The sequence below is a fragment of the Rhodococcus sp. IEGM1428 genome, from assembly GCF_050321865.1.
Classification (GTDB): domain Bacteria; phylum Actinomycetota; class Actinomycetes; order Mycobacteriales; family Mycobacteriaceae; genus Rhodococcoides.
On record NZ_JBNQFW010000002.1, the window covers coordinates 857,898 to 872,850 of the forward strand.

12 protein-coding genes are annotated in these 14,953 nt (G+C 64.2%); 7 read left to right on the top strand and 5 right to left on the bottom strand.

Features of this window, described 5'->3' with window-relative positions; genetic code table 11:
* Positions 1–61 precede the first annotated feature (61 nt).
* A complete protein-coding gene (locus ACQR3T_RS12595) occupies positions 62–2,497 on the top strand; it encodes a response regulator (protein ID WP_428693630.1) in 2,436 nt (811 codons plus the stop codon).
* On the opposite strand, the gene ACQR3T_RS12600 is transcribed toward ACQR3T_RS12595, so the two are convergent.
* Both ACQR3T_RS12600 and ACQR3T_RS12605 read right to left on the bottom strand, forming a co-directional pair.
* Entirely contained in the window at positions 2,491–2,877 is a 387-nt protein-coding gene (locus ACQR3T_RS12600; protein ID WP_032379870.1) for a DUF5313 family protein, read from the bottom strand. The two genes, ACQR3T_RS12595 and ACQR3T_RS12600, sit on opposite strands and share 7 nt — an antisense overlap.
* Positions 2,874–3,326 carry a MarR family winged helix-turn-helix transcriptional regulator gene (locus ACQR3T_RS12605; protein WP_428693631.1) on the bottom strand — a complete coding sequence of 151 codons (453 nt, stop codon included), beginning with the start codon at positions 3,324–3,326 and terminating at the stop codon, positions 2,874–2,876. Before ACQR3T_RS12605 ends, ACQR3T_RS12600 begins: the two co-directional genes overlap by 4 nt.
* Positions 3,327–3,569: 243 nt before the next feature.
* Here ACQR3T_RS12605 and ACQR3T_RS12610 point away from each other — a divergent pair, with 243 nt between their 5' ends.
* Positions 3,570–4,547 carry an alpha/beta hydrolase gene (locus ACQR3T_RS12610; protein ID WP_428693632.1) on the top strand — a complete coding sequence of 326 codons (978 nt, stop codon included), beginning with the start codon at positions 3,570–3,572 and terminating at the stop codon, positions 4,545–4,547.
* A gap of 14 nt (positions 4,548–4,561) precedes the next feature.
* Here ACQR3T_RS12610 and ACQR3T_RS12615 read toward each other — a convergent pair whose 3' ends face one another.
* From ACQR3T_RS12615 to ACQR3T_RS12625, 3 genes are all read right to left on the bottom strand, one after another.
* A complete protein-coding gene (locus ACQR3T_RS12615; RefSeq protein WP_428693633.1) occupies positions 4,562–5,293 on the bottom strand; it encodes an SDR family oxidoreductase in 732 nt (243 codons plus the stop codon).
* A 130-nt stretch (positions 5,294–5,423) separates the two neighbouring features.
* Positions 5,424–7,397, bottom strand: coding sequence for a phenylacetaldoxime dehydratase family protein (locus ACQR3T_RS12620; protein WP_428693634.1), 1,974 nt, complete (start codon positions 7,395–7,397; stop codon positions 5,424–5,426).
* Positions 7,390–8,448, bottom strand: coding sequence for a carbon-nitrogen hydrolase family protein (locus ACQR3T_RS12625; protein WP_428693635.1), 1,059 nt, complete (start codon positions 8,446–8,448; stop codon positions 7,390–7,392). Before ACQR3T_RS12625 ends, ACQR3T_RS12620 begins: the two co-directional genes overlap by 8 nt.
* Before the next feature lie 293 nt (positions 8,449–8,741).
* On the opposite strand from ACQR3T_RS12625, the gene styD reads away from it, so the two are divergent.
* The 5 genes from styD to ACQR3T_RS12650 all read left to right on the top strand — a co-directional run bounded on the left by styD (position 8,742) and on the right by ACQR3T_RS12650 (position 14,951).
* Complete coding sequence (styD, locus tag ACQR3T_RS12630) at positions 8,742–10,226, top strand: phenylacetaldehyde dehydrogenase StyD (RefSeq protein WP_428693636.1); 1,485 nt, start codon at positions 8,742–8,744, stop codon at positions 10,224–10,226.
* A gap of 221 nt (positions 10,227–10,447) precedes the next feature.
* Positions 10,448–11,017 (top strand): TetR/AcrR family transcriptional regulator, encoded by a 570-nt coding sequence (locus ACQR3T_RS12635; protein ID WP_428693917.1) that lies wholly within the window; start codon positions 10,448–10,450, stop codon positions 11,015–11,017.
* Between the two features lie 88 nt (positions 11,018–11,105).
* Entirely contained in the window at positions 11,106–13,052 is a 1,947-nt protein-coding gene (locus ACQR3T_RS12640; RefSeq protein WP_428693637.1) for a primary-amine oxidase, read from the top strand.
* On the top strand, positions 13,045–14,463 hold the full coding sequence (locus ACQR3T_RS12645; RefSeq protein WP_428693638.1) for an APC family permease: 1,419 nt from the start codon (positions 13,045–13,047) through the stop codon (positions 14,461–14,463). Before ACQR3T_RS12640 ends, ACQR3T_RS12645 begins: the two co-directional genes overlap by 8 nt.
* Positions 14,464–14,474: 11 nt before the next feature.
* Complete coding sequence (locus ACQR3T_RS12650; protein WP_428693639.1) at positions 14,475–14,951, top strand: DUF5134 domain-containing protein; 477 nt, start codon at positions 14,475–14,477, stop codon at positions 14,949–14,951.
* Positions 14,952–14,953 lie beyond the last annotated feature (2 nt).

Sequence of the window (14,953 nt, forward strand, 5' to 3'; positions counted from 1 at the left end):
CCGCTGTACCCCCACGGAGGATGAGCGAAACGCCTGCATACCGGTCGTTCGGCTAGTATCGATGCCGAGAATGCGACCGCCGAACTCCCGCGGAACGCTGGTGACGAAGGACGAGGCGATGAACTCCGCACGACCCGACAACGGTTCGGCCAGGTCGGTCGAACTTTTTCCGGGCGACAACCCCACGGACGCCAGATTTCGTGAGCTGGATTGGGCGGCCACCGATGTGGGACCGGTAGAGAGTTGGCCGAACGAGCTGGTGACGGCCGTGCGCACCGTCCTGCCGTCGACGATCCCGATGCTGATCTGGTGGGGTCCCCACCTGGTGCAGATCTTCAACCACTCCTACACGAACTTTCTCGGCGACAAGTTTCCGCGGGCGGCAGGTCAGCGGGCCAGCGAATGCTGGTCCGAGATGTGGGACTACGTCGGGGGGCTGTGTGCACAGGTGGTCGGTGGTCGAGAGCCGGTGCACGGCGTTCGTCAGATGTTCGTCATGGATCGGTACGGCTACCCCGAAGAGACGTATTGGACCTTCTCGTACAGCCCGATCTTCGGGCCGGGCGGCACGGTGCTGGGTGTGTTCGTTGCCACGACGGAGGTGACGATGCAGGTGCTCGGCGAGCGCCGTATGCATGCGCTCCTCGCCCTCGGGTCGCTGACCGGCGACGACACCGGTGGCCCCGTCGGCATCTGCCGCGCCGCAGTCGAGGCGCTGGGTAACGAAGCACGTGAGTTCCCTCTGGTGGCGGCGTACCTGCGACGCGATCTTGCCGACGACGGAGAACTCGAGCACATCGCGACCGCGGGCGCCCTCGGCTGCGAGGCCGCTACCTGGGACCTCGCCGACGTTGTCGGGGTCTCGGACGGACGGATCACTCGCGCGACCGTCGACGTGGACGGAGCGGTCGAGAATGCGGTGATCGTTCCGCTGACGCTGGCCGGACACGCTCGACCCATCGGTGCTTTGCTGGTCGGAGTCGATGCATTTCGAGCCCGCGACGATTCGGCCACCTCGTTCCTCGTCGCAGTGGCCGAGCGAGTGTCCACGGCATTGACCGCCTCGCATGCTTTCGAAATGGAACGGCGTCGCGTCGCGGCTCTGGCCGAGGCCGACGAGGCCAAGACTCGACTGCTCGAGAACGTCGGACACGAGTTCAGGACTCCGCTCACGCTATTGGCCGGCCCGCTGGACGCCGTGCGCGAGAGCACCACGTCGATCCTGACCGACTCCGACCGCGACTCCCTCGACGTCGTCCACCGTGCGTCGACTCGGCTCCGCCGTCTCGTCGACGATCTGCTCGACGTCGTCAGCGCCGACGCCGGCCGGCTGCGCGCCCGTCTCGAGCCCACCGACCTGGCCGCGGTGACGCGTGACTGTGCGTCGGTGTTCGCGGCGGTGGTGTCGGATCAGGGCCTCGAGCTCGTGGTAGACGCCGAGGACGTGGTCGTTCTCACCGACGGAGAGATGTGGGCGAAGATCGTCTTCAACCTGGTCGCCAACGCCGTCAAATACACCCCGGCCGGTCGCATCTCAGTCCGCCTCGGTGCCGACGCGGACGCGATTCGGTTGGTCGTCGCGGATACCGGTCTGGGCGTTCCCGAGGACGATCTGCCCCGAATATTCGATCGGTTCCACCGCGTCGAACGATCCGGGGCGCACAGCATCGAGGGGTCCGGGATCGGACTCGCGCTCGTGTCGGATCTGATCACGGCCCTGGACGGACGCATCGACGTCGACAGCCAGGTGGGTGTCGGTAGTACCTTCACCGTGGTGGTACCTCGACTGCCCGTCGAGTCGATCGCGGGCGTCGATCGACCGATCCCGGCTGTGGATTCGGTATCCGCGATCTTCGCACCGCACGAACCGGCAACCGTCACCATCGACAGCCCGGACATTTTGCTCGTCGAAGACAACATCGACATGCGCAACTACCTCGTTCGGCTGCTTACCGACGAAGGATGGACCATCACAACAGCAGGTGATGTCGAGACCGCGCTGGATCGCGCGCGCTCGACGACACCGGGACTGGTGCTCACCGACGTCATGCTGCCCGGACGCAGCGGACTGGACCTCGTCGGCGACATCCGCCGCGACGACGCCCTGCAGCGAGTACCGGTGATCCTGCTGACTGCAAGGGCGGGAACCGACTTCGTGCTCGACGGACTCGGGCGCGGTGCCGACGACTACATCGTCAAACCGTTCCACGACCGCGAGTTGGTGGCCCGCGTCCGAGTGCACCTCGAACTGTCCCGCATGCGCGAGCAATTGCTCGAAGAAAGCGACAACCAGGCCGCGACGCTGCGCAGCGCCCTCGACACCCGCGCGGCCATCGGCCGTGCTGTCGGAATCCTGATGTCGGTGTACCGCATCGACGCCGACGCGGCCTTCACGCAACTGACCGAACTGTCGCAGAACACCAACCGCAAAACTCGCGACCTGGCAACCATGATCACCGACGACTTCACCGCCGGACTCAGCCGCGAGGGTCAGTGATTGCGGCGGTAGTTCTCGCGCTCGCGTTGCATGTCGGCCATCTTCTTCTCACTCTTCAAATCAGCGGGTAACCCATGGATTTCGAGGCGACGGGCGCGGTTCTGGTCCATGTACGCCGCCGTGTAGAACAGCGCGAGCAGCAGACTGAGCAACACCATCGACGCGCGTAGCCAGATCGCTCCGGGGAAGAAGACGAAGAATCCGATGAAGATCGGCAGGAACGGAATCATCGACCGCAGGATGTGACGCGGCGTCGCACCCGGCCCGACGAGGTCGCGTCGAACCCAATCCTGCAGGGAGTCGGGTAGTTTGCGGCCGAGGACGGCGTAGCCCAGCCATTGGCCGAAGGACGGTCGGTTCCGGTTCGAGCGAGTGTTCATGACAGTGCTCCTGCTGCGATGGCCGCGTCGTTGACACGGGTGAGGACGCGTCGAAGATCGTCCAGTTCGGCCAGTGATACGCCGAGCTTCTGCACGACGGCGGGCGGGATCTTCTCTGCTCTCGTTCTCAGTGCGGTCCCAGCCGGGGTGAGCGCGATCAGCAGGACGCGTTCGTCCTCGGGGCTTCGCTTGCGGGACAGTAGCCCCATCGATTCCAGACGCTTGAGGAGCGGTGAAAGCGTGGGCGAGTCGAGCTGCAACGCCGATCCGATGGCTTTGACCGACATCGGCGACTCGCCCCACAGTGCCAGCATCACCAGATATTGGGGATGCGTCAGCCCCATCGGCTCGAGCAGTGGCCGATACACCGACAGCACAGCACGGTTGGCGACGGCGAGCGCAAAACAGACTTGCCGATCGAGTGCGAGTGGATCGTCGGTGGTGTTCACGACAACCAGGCTAACAGATTCAATTAGTGCACGAATGGTTCGTGCACTAACAAATTAGCTCGAATCGAGTTGTGTGTCCGAAAAACGCTGCAAAACAGGGAAACTGCTTCGAGAGATGACCGGTGACAGAGTCTCGGTCGGTCCCGTTCGACCAACTTCGTCCTCGACGTACTATCCCGTCCGAACTTGTGCGATGCTCCGTGTCGATTCGCTGTTTCCCTCGAGATTTCCCGGAGGATCGCCATGCGTCGTCGACGCATCTTCACCCCGTTCATCGTCGTTGCAGCGATGTCGTTGTCCTCGATCGGCGTGGCTGTCGCCGCTCCGGCCGACTCCGCTGCTCGCATCGTCGACACCGCGATCGCGTCCGACACCCTGCGCACGCTGAGTGTGGACTCGCCTGCCATGGGCGGAATCGTCGAGGTGCAGGTGTTGACTCCGGCCGTGAAGACCGGATCGCGCCCGACGCTGTACATGCTCAGCGGCATCGGTGAAGAGGATCCGCACAACAGCATGTGGCTGCGCAAAGGTGGAGCCGCCGAATTCTTCGCAGACAAGAATGTCAACGTCGTCCTGCCGCTGGCAGGCCCCGGCAGTTTCTACACGGACTGGCAGCGCGACGATCCGAAGCTCGGCCGGTACCAATGGGAGACGTTCCTGACGAAGGAACTTCCGCCGTTGATCGACGCAGCCGTGGACGGCAACGGACGCAACGCGATCGCGGGGCTGTCGATGGGTGCTCAATCGGCCATGATGCTGGCCGCACGTAACCCGGATGTCTACTCCGGGGTGGCGTCGTACAGCGGGTGCTTCGCGTCCTCGGAGCCGTTGGGCCAGGCGAGTATTCGGGCCATCGTCGGAGCCTTCGGTGGAAACGCCGACAACATGTGGGGCGGACCTCTCGATCCTGCCTGGGCGGAGCACGATTCGGTCGTCAATGCAGAGAGTCTGCGCGGCACCGACGTATACGTGTCGGTGGGAACCGGGGCACCGGGCCCGCACGAGAGTTTCGACAGCGCATCAGCATTGGATGTTGTGGTGGTCGGCGGTCTCATCGAGGTGGGGGCGAACTATTGCACCCACCGACTTGCGGACCGACTCGGTCAGTTGAACATCCCCGCCACCTTCGATTTCACCGAGACCGGGACGCACTCATGGCCGTACTGGGTGGACCAGTTGCCCAAGAGTTGGCCGACGCTGGCAGGCTCGCTCGGGATCTGATGTCGCAGGGTTGCTCAGCGCAACGCGTAGCCGCCGTCCGGGTACAGGGTGGATCCGGTGGTGTACGTCGACGTCAGTAGGTAGACGACGGAATCGGCAATTTCGTGCTCGTGGCCGGGGCGACGTAACAGGGCATCGCGGCTGTACTGCTCGAAAGCTGCTGTACGAATGCTCTCTTCGCGCTGCAACCACAAGTGACCGTCGATGGTTCCCGGGGCAATCGCATTGACGCGAATCGGAGCCAGTTCGACGGCCAATCCGCGGGCAAGGCCTTCGACTGCGGCATTTGCTGCGACGTACGCGGGAGCCGGAGCGGGCGGGCGAACACTGGCAGCCCCCGACATCAGCACGATGGACGCATCAGCGGTCAGCAGTTCGAGGGCGGCCTTGACCACGCGGTACTGACCCCAGAACTTCGACTCGAACGGGGTGCTTGCATCGGTGATGCTGAGCTCCCGCATCGACCCGGTGCGGTAACCGGCTGCTGTCGTGAAGATCCCGTCGACGGTGTCCACCGAGCGAAAGAACTGTTGGACCGACTCGTCTTCGGAGGTATCGACAGTCGCCCATCTCGTGTGTCCTCCCAGCCGGGAGGCAGCCTGTTCCAGGGTGGTGCTGGTACGGCCGCCCAGGACCACGCGGGCCCCGAGCCCAATCAGCTTCTCGGCGACGGCATAGCCGATTCCGGTTCCTCCGCCGATCAAAACGTAGGTGCGATTCGCGGTGGTGTTCACGCCGTCCAGCATCGCTTCACTCGGTGCGCGTCCGCCGCATAATGTGTGCGCGATCACAGAGATTTTCGTAGAAGCACGGGAGTCATTTCGTGACCGTACTGGGTGGGCGGCCCACGCCGGCAGGGTCATTGGGGATCTGGGCTCACCCGCGGTTGCTGTCGCGAAAGTCTTTGGGGGTGCAGCCGAAGCGCGCCCGGAAGGCGCGGCTGAAGTGGGCCGGGTCGGTGAACCCCCATGATGCAGCCAGGGCTCCGATGGTCGTGCGGGCATTCTGCGGTTCGCACAGAGCACGTTTGACGCCGTCGAGTCGCTGCATCCAGATCCACTCGCTGGCGGTACACGGCTCACCGGCAAAGGCGCGGTGCACCGTGCTCAGCGACAAGTGCAGGGAAGCAGCCACTTCCGTCACGGTCAGATCAGGATCTCGCAGCCGTGCGGTCATCGCGCGTTTGATCTCACCGAGTCTCTCGGACGCCGCATACGGTGCCGGTTTCTCGACCCCGGTGAGGCCGACCAGACCTGCGACCAGGATGTACTCGACGCTCTGCGACACGGCCTCGGCCGACGCGGCACTCATGTCGGCGTCGTCCATGATCGACGAGATCATGCTGACGAGCAGTTTTCCCGCGCCGTGTCGCCCGGACACCGCCCGCGCGGTCAGCGAACCCGTATCCCGGACGAGTGTTCTCAGCGTTGCTCCGGGGAGCATCAACACGTACTGGGCGAACGGGTCGTCGAAGCGAAGGCTGTAGGGCCGGGTGGTGTCGTAGAGCGCGAAGTCTCCCGGTTGTAGGACTGCCGTTCGCTCGTCCTGAACGACGAACCCGGTGCCCGATGTCTGGACACTGACCAGGAAGTAGTCGTCACTGGTTCGGGAGATACCTGCAGGCGTCCGCAGCACGCTCTGAGCCGTCGCGGACACTCGCGACAATCCGAGAGTCGCAAGTCCGGTGGACTCGATATGTCCGGTGATTGCGGACGCGTCCTCGGGAATCGTGCATTCGAGATCGACGTAGGTCCTACTCACCGCAGCGGTCCAGAAATCGACGCTATCGGCTCGGTCGACGGAGTCGGTGCGCAGCGGATCGGCCATCTCAGGTACCTCCCGTCTCCTCACAGAGTAGAACGCTCCGCAGCGGTACGCAGTAGACCCGTGCGGTCGTGGCAGCCGAAGTACTCGAAGTACTGCTCTTCCGCCGCTGCCACGGTGACCTCGTGATAGAGCCTCAGCGACGCCGCGGGCCCCATCGTCGACAGATACTTCCGCCGCAGCACCGAAGATCGCCACGTGCGTCGGATGCGACTCGGCCCATGCTTCCAGCTCGCTCAGGCTGCGCCACCAACTCATGCCGAACGATTTGTCGGTATCGGTGCCGTCGTCGGTCACGACGGTCATGTACCGGTTGGCGAAACAGCCGATGGACAGACCGTCGTCGCGGAGAAAGTCCATACCGGCACGCAACACCGGTTCGACGTCTCGCAGGTACATCTCCCGCTCGGACCCGGCGGTATCGGCCCAATCCTGCCCGGATCGGATGAGACAGAGGTTCTCCTGCGGCACGATCCTGACTCTGTCGCCCTCGCGTACGATCCGAGGCTCCCCGATGGGAGCGAGTGAGTCGCTCTGCGACAACGGGATTCGATCGCGAACCCCGCCCCAGTAGGCATGCTCCTCGATGGTCTCACTGAGTGAATCAGTGAGTGTGGCAACACCTTCCATCCGTCCGGTGGAGGAGAACAGTGTCTCGTACCGGTCGACGGTCGGTCTGATGATTTCGACGAAGCGACCTCGGACGCTCGTCCAGTGGTGGCCTACGGTGTCGAACCACCGGTCGAACCTTGCCACGTCGTCCCAGTATCCGATGAACACCGTCGTGTCGATACCTTCCTCGTCGGTGTAGCGCGCCCGGTCCGTCCGGGATGGGCCTTCGTCACCCCACGGGGAGGCGTCGGGCATGCCCTGTATTCCGAAGTAGCCCATCACGACTCGCTCGGTGGACACCGGAAAACGGGCAACGTAGGACGGAAAGGGCGGTTGGTAGCTCTCGGGTGTTCTGCGCGGACACGACCGTGGAACGACGAGATGGTCGGGTATCGCGGATTCGAGCTCAGACACCGGCGCCGGCCTCGTCGAGAGCGAGGTGCTCGGCGATCTCGAGACGTACCTCGGCGGCGACGTCCTCGGTGAAGTCGTACCGCGCGTTCACGGCAGGCTGCGCACCCGACACGACGCGGTCGCCGGGAGTCTTGTCGAGCCACAGTCTCGTCACGTCCGGACGCGAATAGTGGCCGGCCGGGTCGGCGGCAGCCTTGGCGATCGAGATCAGACTGGTGTCGATGTCGGCGTAGACGATGCCCTCCTCATCGTGTGCAAGCGGCTCGTGCATCAATTGGCCGTCGGGAGCGAAGATGCGGGCATGACCGCCACCCGCGGTGAGCATCGCGCGCTTGGCGTCGTCGGTGCACATGATGTCGATCATCTCGGGCGAGACCGTCGCGCACGGGCTGATGACGAAACAGCCACCTTCGACGGCGTAGATGCGGCTGGCAGCCGTGTTGACCTCGGGTCCGAGGGCATAGGCCGCCCCGGTGTACAGCGAGAAGCTGGGCCACGCTCCGATGTGAACCTGCTCGTTCTGGGCATACATCGCGTACTTCGACAGTGGCTGCAAGTGCTCCCAGCAGCACAGTGCGCCGACGCGTCCGAGGTCGGTCTCGTACACCGACAGATCGGATCCGTCGCCCTCGCCGTACACGGTGCGTTCGACGTGAGTCGGCTTGAGCTTGCGACGCATCGCGACGGTCTTGCCTTCCGCGTCGATGATCCACTGGGCGATGTAGAGGCTGGCCTTGTAACGCTCGCTCAGACCCATCACGACCATGATGTGGTTGTCTTTGGCGGCCTGCGCAATTCGAGCCGCCTGCGGTGTCCCGTACTCGAGTGAGTTGTCGAAATAGCGCTGCGTGAACTGGAATCCCCATGCCGGTGCGTCGAGCCAGATGTACCAGGGATAGCCGGGCAGGTAGGTCTCGGGAAACGCGACGAGCTCGGCTCCGGCGCGAGCTGCGTCCTCGATCAGGCCGATCGCCTTGTCGATAGAGGCGTCGAGATCGAGGAAGATCGGCGCGGCTTGGACTGCTGCGGCGCGGAACTGATGGTGGTTCATGGAAGGGCCTTTCGTTGGGGAGTGCCCCAGTTTTGCCTGCTGAAAGGCCGTTCGATGGCCTCGTCGTGTCGGAAAAATTGACTCTCCGTCGCACGCCGGGGCGGCGAAACACGGTGGTAACCGGGTCCCGATGTCTCGACACACGATCGTCACGCGTGGAGGTCGATCGGTGGTGCGCATCTATCGCACAATGTGTGCGCGATCACACAAGACCTCCGAGCCGCCGCGGGCGCAATCTGGGAACGGACACGCCACAGGTGCCGTGATCGGCACCCGAGAAGGAGCTTTGACATATGACCGCAGTACAGGAATCGGCCGCACCGTCGTTGCCGACCGGCACCGCCACCGAGCTCTACATCGCAGGGCAGTGGCGCGGTGCATCCGACGGAGGCACCTTCACCGATATCAACCCCACCACGGAACAGCCTCTGGCCGAGGTTGCTGCGGCCACCGCGTCGGACGTCGATGCCGCGGTGCGTGCGGCCCGCGGACAACTGGGTGGCGAGTGGGGCGCAACCCCCGGTGCGACTCGGGGGAAGCTGCTCAACCGGATCGCCGACCTCATCGAGCGGGACGGGGATCTGTTGGCGCGGCTCGAGGCTCTCGATGTCGGCAAGCCGGTGGGTCAGCCGGCGATGCTCGACATCCCCAATGCCGCAGCCACTTTCCGGCACTTCGCCGGCTGGGCCGACAAGATCACCGGAAGCTCCATCCCCACTGCGGGATACTTCGGGCAGCCGACGCACTCGTACACCGTGCGCGAGCCCGTCGGTGTGATCGGCATGATCGTCCCGTGGAACACCCCGTTGATGATCGCCGGGTGGAAGCTCGCGCCTGCGCTGGCGGCGGGAAACACCGTGGTGATCAAGCCGCCGGAGGACGCGCCGTTGTCCATCCTGCATCTGGCTCGTCTGATCGACGAGGCGGGCGTACCTGCCGGAGTGGTCAATGTTGTTCCAGGACTGGGGGAAGTGACGGGCGACGCGTTGGTCGGCCATCCGGACGTCGACAAGATCAGCTTCACCGGCAGCCCGCGGGTCGGCAAGCTCATCGCCAAGAAGGCCGCCGACACGTTCAAGCGGACCACGCTCGAGCTCGGCGGTAAGTCGCCGCAGATCATCCTCGAGGACGCGGATCTCGAGGCAGCGATCAACGGAACCGCGATGGGACTGTTCTTCAACCAGGGCCAGGTGTGTGCTGCCGGAACCCGAGTGCTGGTGCATCGCTCGCTGTACTCGCAGGTGGTCGACGGCCTGGCCGCCGCGGCATCGGCGCAGGTACTGGGCGATCCGTTCGATCCGTCGACGACGATGGGTGCACTGGTCAACGCCACGCAGCGGGACACGGTTCTGGGGTACATCCAGGCCGGACGCGACGGCGGAGCTCGAGTGGCGGCCGGTGGCAGTCGACCGGACGGGGCAGGCTATTTCGTCGAGCCGACGATCTTTGCCGACGCCGACAACGGCATGAAGATCGCGCAGGAAGAGGTCTTCGGACCCGTCGGCACGGTGATTCCGTTCGATACGGCCGATGAGGCGATCGCCATCGCCAACGACACCGTGTACGGATTGGCCGCCTCGATCTGGACCCGCGACGTGTCGAGGGCACACACCCTGGCCGCGCAGGTTCGTTCCGGTGCGGTGTGGGTGAACGGTTGGGCAGCAATCGATCCCGCGCTCCCGTGGGGCGGCATGAAGTCCAGCGGCACGGGCCGTGAGCTCGGGTGGGCCGGAATCGAGGCCAACACCGAAGAGAAGGTCGTCACGATAGTTCTCTAGAGCTGACGCAGGTGAACGGAACTTCGTAGCAGGGGTCGAGGTTCCGCTCACCTGGGGTAACGCGGTGTTTACCGTAGGAAACTCGATTCGTAACGAGCAGGTCGGAAGATTTAGTTCAACGGACGTAGAACAACGTCCGAATGGATCGGAAGGCGATGATGACGATGCCCGAACCCTAGGTCCAAGCGGGGAGCCGCTACCGTAGGGCTGTGCCCAAGCTCGTGGATCACGACGAACGCCGCCGCGCGATCACCGCGGCAACCTGGCGTTTGATCGCTGCCAAGGGGATCGATGCCGCGAACATGCGGGACATCGCGACCGAGGCGGGATACACGAACGGCGCGCTGAGCCACTACTTTGCGGGCAAGGACGAGATTCTCCGAACCGCGTTCGAGCACGTCTTCGAGGCGACTAACCGCCGTATCGACGAAGCACTCGGCGAGGCAACAGGATTCGATGCCCTTCGCATCTTCTGCCGAGAAGTGATGCCGACGACCGACGAGACTCTGCTCGAGGCGAGAATTGCAGTCTCGCTGTGGCAGCGCGCGATGTACGACGAGCACATGGACGAGACCAACCGTCGGTCCCTGGTGTCGTGGCGGACGCGAATGGCAGAGTTTCTCGAGCAGGCTCGCGCGGAAGGCGACGCCGGCGACTTCGATGTCGATCTCGCCGTCGAAACATTGCTGAACATGATGATGGGTATGCAGATTCTCGGCGTGCTCACCCCTGACGACACCACCGCCGATCGGCAGTTCCAGATGCTCGATCGGTTCATATCTCAGCTGTAACCACCCTCTGTGCGGGTGACTCGCGCCTTTCCGCATGCCCTTGTTATTCAACGTCTGTAGAACCAACCCCCGACCTCGAGGAACACTCATGCCAACCCTCACGCCCCACTCCATCGACCACGCCTTGTCGTTGCCCACCGAAGACGAGATCGCACAGGTTCGAGACATCGTCGACGCCGCCGGATTCGCCACGGCCGCAACCCGGTTCGTCTACGTCGGACTCGACGAACCGGACAAGTCCGAGCTGTACGTCGCCGAACCGACTACCCGACGGATCTTTCGAGTGCTGCTGCACGACATCTCGACACCCGATGCCGTCGACCTTCTCGTCTCCCTCGACGACCGTCAGGTGATCGGCCACACCCGGCTCGACGCGATCCGCGACGGTCAGATGCCGGTACTCGACGAAGAATTCGAGCTCGTCGAGAGCGTGCTGGCCACCGATCCCGCCTGGCTCGCCGCGCTGGCCGCCCGCGGACTGGACGTAGCCGATGTGCGAGTGGCACCGCTGTCTGCCGGGGTGTTCGACTACCCGGGGGAGCATGGTCGACGCATACTGCGCGGCTTGGCCTTTCGGCAGGACCACCCTGCGGATCACGCCTGGGCGCATCCGATCGACGGGTTGGTTGCGTTCGTCGACGTGATGAACCGGACGGTGGACAAGGTCGTCGATCTCGGCGCGGTCCCCATCCCCGAGGAATCGGGAAACTTCGACGATCTGTCCGTCACCGGTCCGCTCCGCACCACGCAGAAGCCGATCGAGATCACCCAACCCGACGGTCCGAGCTTCACGGTGCGGGGCAATCTCGTCGACTGGGAGAAGTGGTCGTTCCGAGTCGGCTTCGATGTGCGAGAAGGTCTTGTTCTGCACCAGATCGGCTTCGAGGACGGGGGTACCGTTCGCCCGATCATCCATCGCGCATCGATCGCCGAAATGGTTGTGCCTTACGGTGATCCATCGCCGGTGCGGTCGTGGCAGAACTACTTCGACACCGGTGAGTACCTGGTGGGGCGGTATGCGAACTCCCTCGAACTCGGCTGCGACTGCGTCGGGGACATCACGTATTTCGATGCTGTGATCGCGGACGAATTCGGGAATCCGAAGACGCTGACGAATGCCGTGTGCATGCACGAGGAGGACTTCGGGGTGCTCTGGAAGCACACCGATCTGTGGTCGGGTTCGCACGAGACCCGCCGCCAGCGCCGACTCGTGATCTCCTTCTTCACCACCATCGGCAACTACGACTACGGCTTCTTCTGGTACCTGTACCTCGACGGCACCATCGAATTCGAGGTCAAGGCAACCGGAATCGTCTTCACCTCCGGGCATCCCGGTGGTGACTACCCATACGCAACAGAGATCGCCCCGGGGCTCGGAGCGCCGTGCCACCAGCACCTGTTCAGCGCGCGACTCGACATGATGGTCGACGGTATCGGCAACTCCGTCGAGGAAATCGAGACCCGCCGGGTGCCGATGGGGCCGGACAACCTGCACGGCAATGCCTTTGCTCTGCGACACACCCCGCTCGCCACCGAATCCGAGGCCCAACGCGTTGCCGACGGTACGGTCGGCCGCGTCTGGCACGTCACCAATCCCACCTCGTTGAGCCGGCTCGGAAAGCCCGTCGGATACACGTTGCACCCCGAGGGTCAGCCGCTGCTGCTGGCCGATGACAACTCGTCGATCGCACGACGGGCCACGTTCGCCACCAAGCATCTGTGGGTGACGCAGTTCGACCGGAGCGAACGTTATGCCGCAGGCGATTTCGTCAACCAGCATCACGGGGGAGCGGGCCTGCCTGCATTCGTTGCATCGGACCGTAGCCTCGTCGACGAGGACATCGTGCTGTGGCACACCTTCGGTCTCACCCACTTCCCGCGGCCCGAGGACTGGCCGATCATGCCGGTGGACTACACCGGCTTCAAACTGAAGCCTGCAGGATTCTTCGACCGCAACCCCACCCTCGACGTGCCGCGCTCGACGTCTACGCACTGTGCCGTCTCCAGTTGCGCAGGCGGTGAGCAGAATGTCTGAAACACAGTCGAATTCGGCAGGCGCACTGCGCGGTTCCATCGGCGTCGTCGGGATCGTGTTCCTGGTCATCGCCGCTGCGGCACCGTTGACCGCCATCGGTGGTGCTCTACCGGTCATGATTGCGACAGGCAACGGTGCAGGCGCTCCGCTCGCCTACATCGTCGCGGCGATCGTCCTGCTGATCTTCAGCGTCGGCTACGCGGCCATGAGCCGACACATGGTGGACACCGGTGCGTTCTACGCCTACGTGGACAAGGGGCTCGGGAGAACCATGGGCCTCGGAGCTGCAGGTCTGGCCCTGCTGACCTATACCGCCATTCAAGCGGGCATCTACGGCCTCGCGGCATCGACCGTCGACAGCCTCGTGGTGAAGTACGGCGGTCCCGATCTCCCGTGGTGGGTGTGGGCGCTCGGCCTCGTCGCGATCGTGGCGCTGCTCGGCTACCGCAGCATCGATCTCGGTGCCAAGGTGCTCGGGGTCCTGCTGGTGCTCGAGATCGGCATCATCGTGATCCTGTCGGTCGCGGTGTTCGCCAAGGGCGGTGCCGCCGGCATCGACGTCCAATCCTTCACTCCCTCGGCCTTCTTCAGCGGATCCCCGGGAATCGCCCTGATGTTCGCCATTGCCTCGTTCATCGGTTTCGAGGCCACCGCGATCTACGGTGAGGAGGCACGTAACCCCACGCGGACCGTTCCGATCGCGACCTACGCCGCTGTCGTCACCATCGGATTGGTGTATGCGGTGTCGAGTTGGGCCGTGGTGCTCGCCTTCGGCAGTGCGTCCGTCGCGCAGGCCGCTGCCGACGACACGGCGGGCTTGACCTTCGCGGCTGCAGCCCAGTACCTGGGCCCGATGTCGGCGGACATCATGGAAATCATGTTGGTCACCAGTCTGTTCGCCGCCCTTCTCGCGTTCCACAACGCGATCGGCCGGTACGTCTTCGCGCTCGCTCGTAAAGGTGTCGCCCCGTCGATGCTGGCGCGCACGCACTCTCGGCACGGCTCCCCACACATGGGGTCACTGTTCCAAACAGCCTCGGCGACGGTGGTTCTCGTGGTCTTCGCGGCCGCAGGAGCAGATCCGGTGTTGGAGCTGTTCACCTGGATGTCCGGACTGGCCACCGTGAGCATCCTGGTCCTGATGATCCTGACCGGCGCAGCGATCATCGCGTTCTTTCGTCGATCGACCGTGGACAGACGCACCTGGCACACCCTTGTCGCCCCGGCGCTCGGAACCATGGGTCTGGTGGCGATCCTCGGTCTCGTGTTGGACAATTTCACTCTGTTGATCGGTGGTTCCGAAGTGCTCGCCGCGCTGCTGTTGATCGTCGTTGCGGTGTTCTTCGTCGGTGGGCTCCTCGTGGCTCGGCTGGCTGGATCTCGCGCCCTCGATCTCGAGCCGACGGGCTGACACCGATGGTCATGACGGTGCTGATGGCGCTCGGTGCAATGGGTGCTGTTCTTCCGCTGCTCGGACGTGGCCACCACACGGGGCGGGTGCGGTGGGCACACCTGTGCATGGGCACTGTCATGGCGGCCATGGTGGCCTTCGGCGCCGACCCGTCCATGGCGCTGATCTCGATACTCGCTCTTGTTGCGGCTGCCGTACACGTCACCGCAGACCGGCAGAACAGAACACGGTCGATCCCGTGCGCTGTGGACCTGACCTGCATGGCCGTGCTGCTGATGATGCTGCCGCCGATGCATTCCCACGCGGCACCGCAGTCGTCGATGCGGCACGGGCATGGAGTCGAGGCGGATCCGAGGATCATCGCCGCGCTGCTCCTGGTCGGGTGGATGGCCGTGACGATCCACCTGCTGCGCACGAACCCGCCCGGGCGACGAGTGACCGCAGGTTCCGCACTGATGATCCTGGGAATGGCACCGATGGCCTTCTGACC